We start from the raw sequence: 14,002 nt of genomic DNA on the forward strand, positions 1-14,002 counted from the left end.
CCCTCCTAATTCACCTTTACTTCCGTCCCCTGAATAAGCAGCTTTCCGTCTGATATCATCTTAACTGCACCGCCCTTTACACAGGTTACAACCGCAGTTTCAAGCGCTTCCAATGAAATGGCCTCTTCTGCAGATAGTTCCAGGTTGTTTTGTGCTTCGATTTGAATGGTTCCCTTAGCACTTAAGGTAACATCACCCCCATTACCAATCTTTACACTGGCAGACCCTTTGCTGCTGGAGAGATAAATTCCATCTGCGGCCAGCCTCATCTCCTGACCGTGAGGATTGCTTAAATATTTGGTGGACGAGCTGCCCATCCGGTCTGGGACACCCTCACTTTTACCGTCATAGGAGCTAACTGCACTAACTGCAATGACATCCTTTGTATGTTTGGAAGGAAAATAGATTCTTACGTTATCTCCTTTTTCTGGCATGTAGTACCAGCCACTGCCATCAGGAGATGCAGACAATGTAGAAAACGGAAACCAATAAACATCTTTTCCATTTCCTTTATCGATATCCAAATGAACTTTTATCTTGGTTCCTGAGATCTCTAACACCTTGCCATTAAGAGCTACACCGATGATGTGCATGGGATACCTGGATCTTTGGAGAATTCCTTCCTTCTTTTGGAGTTCCAGGTGGCTGTATATCAGCCCTTTTTTTAATTCACTAAATAACCGTCTGATGACAAAGTTTTTTCCTTCTACGGATACCTGTTCAAAAATCTCTGGTACATAGTAAGTTTTTGCATCAAGTATCAGGAAATCGTTGTCGCTGACGGATCCCCCCTCCATGGACCAGTAGGAATATTCCCCCATCTCTTTTCGATATCCGGCCTTTTCATACTCCCACTTTCCAAACGGTATATTTGGAATTCCTCCGTATAGACTGATGTTATTTGATACGGAACGGCATGTAAGGACACCATTTAGCATTGACAACATCCTCTTTATGAATTGCCAATCCGTTTCCTCATACTGAATGGCGATCTCTCCCAGTGGCTTATCTGGAATAGAGAGTTTCATTTCACTGCCTGGATAGTCTGCCAGGATGGTCTGGAATAACTGATTATAGGTAATGGAAACATCCTGAAATGACCGGGACTTTTTCTTCTGGTCTAAAAGAATGCTTCGGCTTTTTGCCTCCGCTTCGATTCGAATGCCACCGCCTTCTTCTGTCAAACTTACACTGGTGAGTATTCCGGAAAATAATCTTCCTCCCTCTTTTACTGAAATGGTGATAGAATCGTTTTCAGTAAATTCAAAAAGAGCTTCCTCTCCATTTTCCGATGCCGCATAACCGCTTAAATTTAGGCAACTATGCTCCCCTGGCACGCAGCTTATAGTAAGTCCGTTTAAATGTTCCACCGGAATTCCTGTTATCACAATCTGTTCCGCTGTAAATGCCATATAAACACCTCCTAATTTTCGTGAATCTCATCTCCGTGAAAGTCAACAGTTCCTTTTTTTATCTCAATGTCTGCTCCAGACTTGCTTGCCACCTTGACTGAGATTTGGGACTTGATTGTCAAATCATTTTTTGCTGTTATGTTTAAGTTTTCAGCGGCCAGGACCTTAATGTCTTTTAGAGCGTCCAACACAATTTCTCCCGACTTCTTTAATAAGATGCTTCCATGACCATCTCCTGCGGCAATCAAGACTCCTTCCTCCGTCATCTTCACTTGGTTTCCCTGAGCCGTCTGGATATTTCGATGATTGGGATTTCCCATGGAATCTGAGGAGGAACCCCCCGGCTTTTGTCCTTTTGTGTGGGTTACCACATAAGCCTCTTTTTCGTCTGCCACTGGGAAATATACTCGGATGCTTTCTCCCTTTTCCGGCATACAATACCAACCGCTGCCGTCTGATGAGGCCGCCACCGTGGAAAATGGAAACCAGTACTTTTCACCGCTTCCAGCTTCTATATCCATATTTACCTGTACCTGGTTTCTCTTAATAGAAGCAATGGTCCCTTCCAAAGAGACGCCTGTAATTCTTTCATTGAAATAGGTAAGCCGCTTAAGACTTTCCTTCTGACGCAAACGATAGTTGTTTATGAAAAGCCCTTCTTTCAGGGTTCTCTTGGCGGATTCTACAAACCAGGAGCTGCCTTTGTATGTAACCTGACTTCCAATGGATACAATGTCATAAGATGCTATTTCATAAACGGCATTTTGCGACCGGGTCAGATCATTGCAGCCATTTTCCTTCATTGCTCCAAGAAATACAAAGTCCTGGGACAGGGTAAAAGGAAGCTTATTAAAATCCCTGCTCTCTGGCTTTGGAGAGAGCCCAGCTTCAAAGCGGATGTCTGGAAACGCTGGATCTGGATATAAATGTTCCTTGTACTTTGATAAGAAACGCTTTAAAAACTCCCAATCCGTTTCCTCGTATTGAACCACAAGCTGTCCGATTGGAACATCTGGAATATGGGCCACATGGTCAGAGCCTGAATAGGAACTCATCACCTGACGAATTAGTTCATGAACACCCATCTGAGGATTTTGAAATAGTCTCTTTTTGCGTTCCACATCCATTTGAGACGTTCCGTCCAACGCTTGAATCCTTACTATCAGCTCATCTCCATCCCGGTCCATGGCTATCTGTTTTAAAACTCCATAAAATAACACCTGATCTTTGTTATTTTTTTGACACACAAGAGAGATGGTATCCTCTATTTCATGAAACGCATTCTCACTGGTATCACTGTTTAAGACTGCTTCCACAAAAAGGCTGGCATGTTCTCCTGGTGTTTCAATGATCTCAATCTTACGAAAATAAGCGATCCCTATAGCCCCTAAATATAGGTCCTTGTAGGTAATCGCTCCATTGTCATTTTCCTTGTTCTTCCCCATGTTCTTCTCCAAAGAGTACGCCCCTTTCTCCGTCTATAAACCACTGATCAAGTGCCATCACCATTGCTTCCAAAATGATTCCGTAGGTATCCTTATCTTCTTTCAGGCAATTATAATTTCCTGAAATCGTCTGTCCCTTTCCCTTTTTTCGAAATATCACATTATAAAGCCAGCCTTCTCCTGTAGGCACCTCAAAGCAGAGATATTCCAGCGATTGGAGCTGATTCTTCTTTTCCACTTTGGCATGAAGACCGCTGGAAGCCATGCCATTTACAAGCTGGTTATCCCACAAAGAAAAAGGAACCGGCTTTACAAACTTTTTAGGCCAGGAAAGAACCTGGCTGACATTCTTATCATGATTGACGTAAATTACACCTTCCTCGTCCTCTTTGGAAGCCTGAAAGAAATTTTTAAACACGATCATTGGAACCAATTGATCGGTATATGACCGAGGCTCAAATTCCAGATGCTCCCCGTCAGGCAGGGATAACTGGCCTTTTAAGATTCCTTTTAAAGCCTCCTCTAGCTCAATCTTATGTTCCTTATCTTCTTTTCCCTTTTTCTCTGCTTCTTCCCGGTCCATCTTTTCCTTTTGCCTTCTGGCTCGTTCCATTAAGGCGATTTTTTCATCCAGATACATGGTCGTCCTCCTTTTATAAAAGCATCATGCCTCGTTTCCCTTGGTTGCCTTGTGTTCTCTTTATTTCCCCATTTCTTCTCGTTCTTAATACCTCCGAAAGTCCACTGTAAATTTCTTTATTGCTTTTTTTAGAGTAATCCTCTTCCAACCTTACTAAGAGATATTCCTGTAATATCTCTGGAGCCACATGCCCTTGATTTGCCAGAGCTACAGTGGAAAAACTTATATCAAAAGGATCTAAAGTGCCGCTTCTTAAGACTTCCTTTGAAAACTGTCTGATGATACAAGGATTTAACGTAGTTCCCCCAGGTGCCCCGTAAGGCTGGCTTATGATGTTTAACGTATCAAACGCCGTGGAATAATCCTGGAAGTTTTCGTGGTTGTCACGAAGTCTGGCTCCCTCCTGAAGCCGAAATCTGCACAGCTCCATCTCACAGGAAGGATCTGGTTTTTTATCTTCCAAAAAGATCCTGGTGTTGGCAGTGATCCTTCCAGCCTCCCTAATTTCCGCCATGAATTGCACCTTTAAATAGCGGACTTTATCCTCTGCCTTGCAATCTATAACAAAAGGCTGTTCCATAAAATAAAGATTCTTCTTCCAATAGATCATGCCAGAATTTATGGACAGCCTTTCGTTATCCCAAGTAATCTTACAGCCACAAATCACACCGTCGCCGTACTCCTTAAGTGACAGATCCAGATAATTCTTTGGGTAATCTCTCAGTTTATCAAGCATCTCCACTCTTAGCAGGCGTTTCTTTTCAAATTGGGGATAATCGTATTGAAACATTCCCTTTTCCTCCGTCAACACATAATAATTTCATCCATGGACATGGTTTCTTCTAGGCCCATAATTCCAAAATGATATTCATAATAAATTTCCACGTGATATGGCAGCTCCACAAACATCTTAATTAAAAATTTCATTTTATCAGCCAGGGACTTGTCCTTTTTCCAGCCAATATAAACTAGGATTTCAAAGGAGTTTTGATTGCTGTGATACACAATGTTGTTGGTGATTAGTGCTTCCATCATGTCCTTGAAGATATCCAAAGAACTTCCGGTTTCATATTGCTTTAACAACCCACTCAATATAAACTCCCTTTCATCCCGTCCAAACAAAGCAATTGCCTCTCTGGCATCAGATCCAAAGGCATCTTCCATAAAATCTTCATACAAAAGCTTTTTGTAGTATTCCTCTCTTGTCATTCCGGAAAGAGCATCATTTTGAGCCAGCATATGAAAAATCAAGTGAAAGAGATTTTCTCTAAGTTTCGGAAACTCCTCCAGATCCGGCCTAAAAAAGTCCTTAAAGATATTATAAAACCGGTAATAAGGATTTACTTCCACTCCAGAATGTTCCTCTATGGACTCCTGGTTTAAATAGGGCATGGATAACTCCATGTAGGCACTGAAATCATGTGGCATCTGATAACGGACCGTACGCTCTGACAGTCCCTGCTCTCTCAGCTTAAGCATGACTTCCCATAAATAATTCATACCAGCTTTCCTCCACATTCATATTCCGGGTATAATTCCTGTACTTCAGAGGTAACAAAGCTTGCCAGGTCCCTTAAGAGCCACCGCTCCTTCCCCTTTGGTTTGAAATATATCAAAAGCCGCTTTTTCCCCTTTCGGTCTCTGATTTCATCTTCCATAAAAAAATTCATGGGGTAAGTCTCCTGCTGTTCCCCCTTATCCTCTTCCAGAACACAATCTTGATATTCCACGTAATCTTCAAGGCCAAATCCCCGGATAAACCGTTCCAGCTCCCCTTTTGTCTTTACCATCTGTCCTGCCTTCCCCTGAAAACGCTCTGCAAATCCGTCTTTTCTTAAATTCTCCATAACCGGATAGGTATAGCGGTCAATCTTATTATCTGAGCCACCCCGGATCATATACACATCCCACTTCTTGGCACTTTCCACTTTGCCCGTGACCAGAAGTTTTTCCCCACTCTGTCTTACACTGCGGATTCCAGCCTTTTCTTCCACCAGATAGGCGTGTCCGCTGCCATAATCCCGAATGGAAATCACATGCTCATAGTTTTCATGGTCTCTGCAGGCGACTGGGAAGCCTACGCTTTCCAGTTTTAAATGCCATACATTCCATATGGGGATCATATCGTAATGAACAAACCGGTTGTATTCCCCAAAATCTCCCCCAAAATTAGTGACTGGCTCATCGTCTGCTGCCTCATCTGGTATTCCAGTAATGCAGATATCCGCCATCTTAAATAAATACGGTGCATTGATGGTCTTCCATGGAATCCCATTCTTCATAAAGAGATGATATAAATGCTCCAGCTTATCAAGATAACGCTTGCTGGGTTCCAGAAGTATTTCTACCGGATACTCTTTTCCTGCTTTCAAAATCCCGGTATAACCTTCCTGGTTTTTAAAGATCTCTCTTACTTCCAAGGCATCACACGGAAGAAATACCGTAGCTATCCGAAATTTACCTTCTTCTTTCAGTTTTTTTCTTATATCAGAAACCTCATAAACCGGGATGTCCATATCTTCCCCGCACATGGGAGACATCAGGTGGTGGGACTGATCCATATAAGACCGCTCCACAAGCCCGGTACGGATCAGATAACGATTGATATCATATACAAGATCATTCATGACCCGTTCTTCTAACATCTGATACATTCGGATATTTGTTTCGTATAGCTCCAGAAAAACTCCCTCCATCAGATTTTTAAACGTGATCCGTTCCTTTAGATCACTGATGGATTGAATCTCCTCCCGGATCATTGCTTTCATTTCTTCCATCTGATCCATTTAAGCTACTTCCTCCCATCAAAAAAGTTTTCTTCCCAGGTATCATCCTCAAAATCAAAAAATGTTTCTTTTCCTTTATAGAGCACTTCATTTTCCCGAAGAACCGGTAACACCAAAAAGCCCCAGCGTTTTCTTGATACCCAGACAAAGAATTTCATCTCACCCTCTAAAATCGTGTCTGTTTCCTCCTGGATTACGCTTTTTTCATACTCTCGTTCAATCTCCTCCTGAGTCGTTCTGACAAAGGTTTCGGTATCATATTCAAAGTAATACGCTTTCAGTCGTTTTCCTTTTTCATCGCTTAAATAAAGATCCAATTGTTTTCCTACCATAAACCGGGAGATACAGCCAATTTGATCTTCTTCATCCAGACTTCGAATTAGAATTTTCTCCTGATTTTCATGGGTATAAGCCATAATTTCATAAGGCAAGGTCCGCACCTGATAATCTTGATTCACCTTCATATATCCACGTTTGCAGTCCATGAAGTAAGAGAGAGCACCTTCCAAGCAACACATCTTTAGTCCGGCATCGTCTCCTTCTCGTTTTGTGCTTTGAATCAGCTTACCTGGTACATACTGCTTTAAGGCTTCCGTAAAAAGTCTTGATTTACAAGACTGTCCAGTTAGCTTAAGCATCTCATATTCCTGGAGTTCCCCTTGCTCAAACTTCTGGTCCAAAAAGCGCTCCATAACATGGTAAATATCTGGCTGGAGCAAAAACTCAATCTCATTTAAGTAAAGAGGAAAACGGATATCCTGATCGATATGGGTGAGTCCTGTCTTATCCCGAATAGAAAGTTTCCATTTGTCCAAAAACATCTCATTGTTTATCTGATTTTTTTCTGTATTGATAAAAAGCTCATACTGAAAGCTAGCTTGAAAGAAGGATTTCTTCACTTCCTCCGCCAATTGAAACAGATAGTAATAATTATTTTTCACTCTAAAATAATGATTCCGGCTTTTTTCCTCATATTTCTTAAAACGGGTAGGCAAAATTGCCTCTGCTCTCTCGTATTGGTCATTGATCCGCTTTAATCCACCTTCATCTCGGGATTGTTCGTCCCATTCCTCACCCGCAATGGAAAGAGCCCTGACAATCTTAATTTTCAGCATCTGCAGAATGCGGAAGGTTAAGTTATTGCCGCCAAAATTGGTATCTCCGTTCTCATACCGGGTCTCTAAATTAATGGTATAGGAAATACGGCTGTTTTCAATTGAGAAGCGTCCGGAGGTTAAGTCTGTGGTTCCTCCTCCACAGTCAATAATTAACGCCTGATACCAACGTCCTCTTTCATACTGATTGTTTAGGATCATTCCATGAATGGTGTTAAAAAGTACTGCCATTCCCTCATCTAGCTCACAGTTTACGTTGTATCCGGGAAGTAGTTCTTTAAACAAATCCTGAAATTTTTCCTTTTGACGAATAGGAGCTAAAAACTGTATGTTTTTAAACCGGCACTTAAACTGCTGTTTCGCCAGATTCATCAGATACTCTAAGAAGGCGCTTAGCATATCCCTTCTGGAAATCTGATATTTAAACCCACTCTTTAAAATGACACCTTCCAACCGGGCAGAATCGCTGACCCAACGCTTGATATCAAAAAACACAGGAACATCCTCATCCTGGTAATTCTGTTTTTCCAGCGCCAGTGCTTCATATCCAAATAAAAATCCGTGTTTGCCCTCTTCTGTTTCTTCTACGCCAATCACGCTTGGTATGATATTGCCATTTCCTGCTCTGGCTATTTTAGTCGTTCCATCTGGTAGGCAGATTCCCATGGTAGTATTGGAGCTTCCAAAGTCTATGACAAGGGGAAGATCCGTGTCTGTGACTTCCTTGACTTCAATATTAAGTAGGGGAATACGGACCGCTTCTATCCGTCCAGGAACATTCTTAACGTTTCCCTGATAACAGTCGTAAAGGAACTCGGAATCCCTCTCATTTGGAAAATAAAGAATGGAGTACTGATGTTTTGTAAGGGGCTTTATTGGCATACTCGCCCCCTGAAACAGAATCCAGGTATCTTCTATTTCCTTTAAGTAAAAACAGGTGTAGATTTGAAGATTTTCATCGACTAACAATAAATTCCCTTCATACAATGCGATATCTGATTTTACCTTGTACTGATCCAGCTCGTTTAATCCAGTTCCCTCATAAAGAATAATAGTTCCAGGTATGATGACATCCTGACTGGAGTTGATATCCATGTGATTCTGGTCGAGAAAATCTTGAAGGCGCAAAAGACCGCCTTCCAACGCCTCAGCAATATGCCGATAATCCTTCTGTCCCCGAAACCTCATAATCAGACGCATAAGACCTTCCCGGTCCATGTAATTTCCGGAAGACATCACTAGTTTTTCTTTCCGGCATATTTCGCTGAGCTGAAACGTCGTCATCTTCTCCAGTTTGCTTCTTTTGTAGGTGCCCTTTTCTGGCTCCGTCGTTCCCGGATGTAAGGTATAGGTATATCGGCTCATGTGCATTTCCTCGCTTTGTTATTTATCGGACTTTTATTTGCCCAGTCCTGGGCCATATTCCCCAGTAGTCTCATCTACGGCAGTTTCTTGTTTTTCTTCCTTTATGGCTGTTTTCGACGCCTTTATTTTTCCATTGATTCCATCTGCAAGCTCTGTCAGCTCCAGACGAGTGTATATGGATTGTGCAGTCTTATAATAAGTAATTGCACTTTCATATTTTCCTTCTGCAAAGAGCTCATTGGCTTTGTTCTCCAAATCAATGGCATTTTTCTGGTCATTTATCTTTTGCTGGTTTTCTAACTCCCGTTGTTCCTCTTCCTCTTTTTTGGTCTTATCCTCTTCTGATTGCTTGGATTCTTCTTCCTTATCCTTTGCCGCCTGAGATTCTTCCTTCGCCGATGCAGCGGATGCGGCCGTCTTTTGACTGTCTTTATTAAGCTTTTCTTCCAGGGCTGACTGTTTTTTTATGGCCTCTTCTTTTCCATCAGTAAAGTAAAGAGCAGCTGCCTTATCTCTCGCCTTACGGTACGATAGAACGGCTCCGTCAATATCTCCATATCCTTCTTTTTGCTGTCCTTCTTCAATGAGATCAAAAACATCAATATAATCTCTGGTCTGTTTTAACTGATCTTCAATGTATTTCTTTCCGGTATTCCCTGCTTCTTTTGACAATTGTTTGGCGGTTAAATAAAGATCCTGGGCCTTTTTATAATCGCCTGCACTCATGGCTGCGTCAGAAAGTATGATCTGTTCTGCAAGCTTTTCATAACGGTCCGCTTCCTTTGACAAATCCTTTTTCTTTAAGCTGCCTGCCAGCTTCTTTGCCTCTTTATAATCTTCAGAAGCCTTCTGGTAATTGTCATATCTTAAATATTCCAGTCCACTGGTCAGATGACGCTCCAGGCTCTCTTCTTTTTGTTTTACACTGCGATTTTTAAGATAAAAACCAAGACTGACTCCACCAATCACAAGCACTGCTGGAATTGCCACCATAAGGACTTGCTTTGCTGTAATTTTCTTTTTAGGAGATTGGTAGACCTTATCTACAAAGGTGACTGCAAGGCTGTAATTATCTACTTCCTCTGTCTCCTGTCTCCCAAGAATTAAATCTTCTGACTTTTCCAGTATCTCCTCTGGTTCCTTGGCATCTTTAAATAATTCTAAAAATTCCTCTTCCCCTAAATTCTCCCACCCCCCTCTGGTCAGGAGGGCAAAGCTATCTCCATTTTCCAAGGAGATTTTCTTGGATACAAGAATTTCCGGCTGACTTCTATCTCCCAAAAACGAATAGAGGTTATTTCGTTCCTCATGGGCAGCCGCCTTATCCAAGGTAATGATCTCCTCTTTTAACAAGTTCTGTGTTAAAGACTGATCGGTTGATTTTAAGAGTACTCTGGCGTTACGAATGAGATAAAAACGGCTATTGCCTGCGTAACAATAACAGAGCTTCTTATAATCGGTAACAACCATAGTAACAGAAGCCTTTAAATACATTCCGCCTCGTTGCTTTAAAAGTTCCTTATGAGCCTGACCCATGTAATGCTTAAGCTTTGTGGCTTTCATGGAAGGACCTTCTACAAAACTGCGAATCAGGCTCTCTACCACAAATCTGGCGCTGTTTGTCTGAAGTTCTCCATCAAGACTGTCAGCCAATATGTAACAAGCATAATCATCCATCTCCACAAAACCAAAATAATCTCGGTTCGCCAGCTTTTGCCCTTCTTCGGATATATACCGAGTCCGGAACTCAGAATTAATTCTTCTCATAAGGTACCTCCGCCTTTAAAAGCAGAACGCTTCCATTCTCTTTCTCAAGGCTCTTTCTTCTTTCTGCTTCCATTACTATGAGGTCGGCCTTTTCTTTTATCGTAAGATCCTTTAAAAGAATATCCTCAATATCTGCCCAGGACAGAGCTTCATAAATTCCTTTGGAAAGAAGTAAAATTACATCTTCCGGCTTCAAACGTATGGGAGGCTCACAGATTTCAATTTCATGAAATCCATCTAATCCAAGATAATTCCAGATTCTGGTTTCTTCCATAGACCAGACCGCCTCAGACTTTGTAAGAACTCCTTCTTCAAACGCATTTAACGCAAGGACATCAAGGGTCTGCCCTTTGCTTATGGGAATTAGCTCCTGATTCCGAAAAAGGGCTACACGGATATTCCCAGCCAAGCCGTAATGTAAGGTTCGTCCATTGACAAAAACTGCGGCTACGCAGGCTCCTCCCCTTCTATCTCCAATGGTTTTCTGGATTCGTGTATGAGCCTCACGAAAGGAAGTCTTAAAAAAGTATTCTGGATTTTGCAAGACCTCATAAGACCTATAAGCGTCAAGAAGGGTATCTGCCGCAATTCTTGCGCATACCTTTCCAGTATTGGCTTTGCCCATTCCATCAGATAAAATGGCAAGGGTTCCTGCCGGACTTTTCATAATCTCAGAAACATCAGCCTGAATCTCCTGGTCTCCGGTGGTCTGGCTTACCGCTTCCCCTCCGACAGCTTTATGCTTTTTGGCTTTCTGGTTTAAATGTTCTCTGGCAAACAAAATTATCCTTCCCAAAAGGGAAACCGACAATAACGCTCCCAGACCGCTCACTATCGTCATCATCATTTCTGATCATTCCATTCAAAGTTTTCTCCACACAAGGGAACAAACAGGAACCGGCTTTTTCCAAGCTCAATTACATCGTAAGGTCTTAACTCTGTGGGTACATAAACGGCTTCTTCATTCAAATAAGCTAGTCCTGCTGCATCGCCTGGCAATATGACCGTATTTCTCTTTTTCTGGTCATAGACGATGATTGTATGATTCTTCCGGTTGATGTCATTGTCTCCCAGAATCTGGATATCCATATCATCTCCCCTGCCCACAAAGTTCTTTCCGCTGTGGATTTTGTAGTCCATTCCCACTCTTGCACCGGATATGCAAACCAACCAGCCACAAACTGGAAGGATGTCTTCCTCCAAAAGCTCCATGGTAGGCTCAAATCCCAAAGGCTTCTTCTCTTCTGTTTCCTCTTTTAATTTCATCTGGCAGTATGGACAGGTATTCCCGTAACGCCTTGCGTTAAAAACGTGTCCATTGGGACATCTTACTAAGCTCATGCTTTTATCTCCAATCTTTGTTCTTATGTCAGTAAGAGGCGGGTATTTGCAACATAGATCACATCCCCCGCCGAAACTTTACACGGCCGATTGGTTACCTTATAACAGCCGCCATCTTCCACCTTTTTGATCTTAATTCCGTTTTTTGAACCTAAGTCTTCTAAATACCAGGAATCCAAACAGTAATTAAGAACTCCGTGCAGTTCATCAATGAAGGTACTATATTCGCATTCCGTCAAGTCCACATCAACATCTTCGTTCTCATTCTTCTTTCCTATGATAAGAGCTGTTCTCCCTGCTAAATCCCATGATTTAAGGGGTTTGTCACGTTCATCTAAAAGCACTAGCTGGTCCGTCTTTAAAGAATCAGAACCTGGGGGTTTTTGAAATTCTTTTACAGAGTTCCTAGCGCCAAGCAAAGCGATCAGATCTGCTGCTGAAAAAAGACCAAAGATTATAATTATGACCTGCGCCCACAAGGGAGGATTGCCCTGGTATATCAACAGGAAGCTTAAACACACCACACTGATTAAAATAGCAATATCAAAACCGATTTTTAATGCTCTACTTGGTCTCATATGCAATCCGGCTCCTTTCTTATTTTTTTGTTCCAAAGAAAGCGGCAAACAGATCATCTGGATTTACAGGACCACCTTGTTTCCTGGCTTTTTGACCTGCCCCCTGGTATGTCTCCATACCTTTCCCCGGCTGGAATCCAAAAAAGCGTTCAAACTGGCTCATATCAGGAGCAGCCTTTGAAGGCTCATCATTTTTCCTTTGTTCTTTGTTTTGCTCTTTGCCTCGTTCCTTGTTCCCGGCACGGGCTCTGTCATATTGTTTTCTCTTTACTACGTCACTCAGGACCCCGTAGGCCTCCTGAATTTCGTACATTTTCTTATTTCCTTCCTTATCATCTTTTATGACATCCGGGTGATATTTCTTTGCAAGCTTTCTATAAGCTGCTTTGATATCCTTATCCGTTGCATCCGTGGATACGAAAAGAATCTTGTAATAATCGGGCATATTATATTTCCTTTACAAAAAGGGCTGCCGAAACGGCAGCCCCTGCATGTTTACACGCTGTATCCGCCTTCCACAGCGATTTGCGCCATCTTATCCTTCTTCTGCTTGATGATCAGTCGGAATGTTCCTACGCCTTCTGTATCGCCGTAATCTTCCTTATAATCTACAACAAATGCATTTGGATATGTATATTTACGAATCACCTGAGAAGCAGCGATCACTTCGATTGTTACCTTGCGGTAGCAGTCGGATTTCTCTGCTGGCACTAAAGACCAGAGACCAAGCTGTCTGGTAGCATCAAAAGGATCTCCATCCACTGCTGTTAAAATCTTACCAGTAATTTCTACTGTGCTTCCCATATCGGTGGAACGTGCATTGGAATCAAGAGGAATGTCTGTTCTAAACTTAACTCCTGTCATAATTGTGGTTCCAAGGTCGATTGTAGACGGCCCTTCAACTTTTAAAGTAAATCCCATAATTTATCCCTTCCTTTCTATGCGTTTTTTATTATTCTCCGCTGAATCCGCCTTCAAACTTTAAGGTGGTCATCTTGTCCTTCTTCTGTTTGATCAGAAGTTTAAATATTCCAGTTCCTGTTTCGTCCGTGAAATCTTCTGTATAATCCACAACAAATGCATTCGGAACTGTAATCTGTCTTACTACCTGTGATGCATTGACAACATCAATCTGTACGTTGCGATAGCAATCGGAATTTTCAGCGGGTACCAAAGACCATCTAGCCAACTTGCTGGTATCGTCTGCTGCTTCCCCACCTACTGCTGCCAAAATCTTTCCTTCAACCAAAACGGTTGAACCAAGATCGGTGGATCTTGCATTGGAATCATGAGGAATATCTGCCCCAAATACCACTTTTACGATACTTGTTTCACGCAAATCAACGGATTCGCTTCCTGTGATTTTCATTCTAAGTCCCATATTTCTTCCTCCATTCTTAATAAATGTTTGTTTGTAATCTATAAGCAAGTCAATGCCTGCTTTCAGATACCCATATCATGTTCCGCCCTAATATCCGCTTTAATCTATCTGGATATTGGGGGATCGAAAAGCAGGTATATCACCATTTACCTGCTTTTCATCTATCGAATAA

At 42.0% G+C, this 14,002-nt stretch carries 14 protein-coding genes; all 14 read right to left on the minus strand.

The features are described 5' to 3' along the window. Positions 1 to 5: 5 nt before the first annotated feature. The 14 genes from BET01_RS14270 to BET01_RS14335 are packed head-to-tail and all read right to left on the minus strand — an operon-like array spanning position 6 to position 13,830. Positions 6 to 1,412, minus strand: a complete 1,407-nt coding sequence (locus BET01_RS14270) for a contractile injection system protein, VgrG/Pvc8 family (RefSeq protein ID WP_120197478.1) — start codon at positions 1,410 to 1,412, stop codon at positions 6 to 8. A gap of 11 nt (positions 1,413 to 1,423) precedes the next feature. Continuing rightward, positions 1,424 to 2,857, minus strand: coding sequence for a phage baseplate assembly protein V (locus BET01_RS14275; RefSeq protein WP_120197479.1), 1,434 nt, complete (start codon positions 2,855 to 2,857; stop codon positions 1,424 to 1,426). After that, entirely contained in the window at positions 2,835 to 3,497 is a 663-nt protein-coding gene (locus tag BET01_RS14280; RefSeq protein ID WP_120197480.1) for a hypothetical protein, read from the minus strand. Before BET01_RS14280 ends, BET01_RS14275 begins: the two co-directional genes overlap by 23 nt. Before the next feature lie 13 nt (positions 3,498 to 3,510). Continuing rightward, positions 3,511 to 4,287 (minus strand): hypothetical protein, encoded by a 777-nt coding sequence (locus BET01_RS14285; protein WP_120197481.1) that lies wholly within the window; start codon positions 4,285 to 4,287, stop codon positions 3,511 to 3,513. Positions 4,288 to 4,301: 14 nt separating this feature from the next. Then, positions 4,302 to 4,997 carry a hypothetical protein gene (locus BET01_RS14290; protein ID WP_120197482.1) on the minus strand — a complete coding sequence of 232 codons (696 nt, stop codon included), beginning with the start codon at positions 4,995 to 4,997 and terminating at the stop codon, positions 4,302 to 4,304. Next, complete coding sequence (locus BET01_RS14295; RefSeq protein ID WP_120197483.1) at positions 4,994 to 6,283, minus strand: hypothetical protein; 1,290 nt, start codon at positions 6,281 to 6,283, stop codon at positions 4,994 to 4,996. The genes BET01_RS14290 and BET01_RS14295 overlap by 4 nt, the downstream gene beginning before the upstream one ends. A gap of 5 nt (positions 6,284 to 6,288) precedes the next feature. Further along, a complete protein-coding gene (locus tag BET01_RS14300; protein ID WP_120197484.1) occupies positions 6,289 to 8,763 on the minus strand; it encodes an acetate and sugar kinases/Hsc70/actin family protein in 2,475 nt (824 codons plus the stop codon). Between the two features lie 33 nt (positions 8,764 to 8,796). Next, entirely contained in the window at positions 8,797 to 10,530 is a 1,734-nt protein-coding gene (locus BET01_RS14305; protein ID WP_120197485.1) for a PP2C family protein-serine/threonine phosphatase, read from the minus strand. Then, a complete protein-coding gene (locus BET01_RS14310) occupies positions 10,517 to 11,377 on the minus strand; it encodes a PP2C family protein-serine/threonine phosphatase (protein WP_120197486.1) in 861 nt (286 codons plus the stop codon). Before BET01_RS14310 ends, BET01_RS14305 begins: the two co-directional genes overlap by 14 nt. Further along, positions 11,374 to 11,871, minus strand: a complete 498-nt coding sequence (locus tag BET01_RS14315) for an FHA domain-containing protein (protein WP_120197487.1) — start codon at positions 11,869 to 11,871, stop codon at positions 11,374 to 11,376. The genes BET01_RS14310 and BET01_RS14315 overlap by 4 nt, the downstream gene beginning before the upstream one ends. A gap of 23 nt (positions 11,872 to 11,894) precedes the next feature. Continuing rightward, a complete protein-coding gene (locus tag BET01_RS14320; RefSeq protein ID WP_120197488.1) occupies positions 11,895 to 12,449 on the minus strand; it encodes an FHA domain-containing protein in 555 nt (184 codons plus the stop codon). A 19-nt stretch (positions 12,450 to 12,468) separates the two neighbouring features. Further along, on the minus strand, positions 12,469 to 12,894 hold the full coding sequence (locus tag BET01_RS14325; RefSeq protein WP_120197489.1) for a DnaJ domain-containing protein: 426 nt from the start codon (positions 12,892 to 12,894) through the stop codon (positions 12,469 to 12,471). Positions 12,895 to 12,944: 50 nt separating this feature from the next. Beyond that, positions 12,945 to 13,370, minus strand: a complete 426-nt coding sequence (locus BET01_RS14330) for a membrane-associated protease 1 (RefSeq protein WP_120197490.1) — start codon at positions 13,368 to 13,370, stop codon at positions 12,945 to 12,947. Between the two features lie 31 nt (positions 13,371 to 13,401). Continuing rightward, entirely contained in the window at positions 13,402 to 13,830 is a 429-nt protein-coding gene (locus tag BET01_RS14335) for a membrane-associated protease 1 (RefSeq protein ID WP_120197491.1), read from the minus strand. Positions 13,831 to 14,002 lie beyond the last annotated feature (172 nt).

It is taken from the genome of Lacrimispora algidixylanolytica (assembly GCF_003609635.1).
Taxonomy (GTDB): domain Bacteria; phylum Bacillota; class Clostridia; order Lachnospirales; family Lachnospiraceae; genus Lacrimispora; species Lacrimispora algidixylanolytica.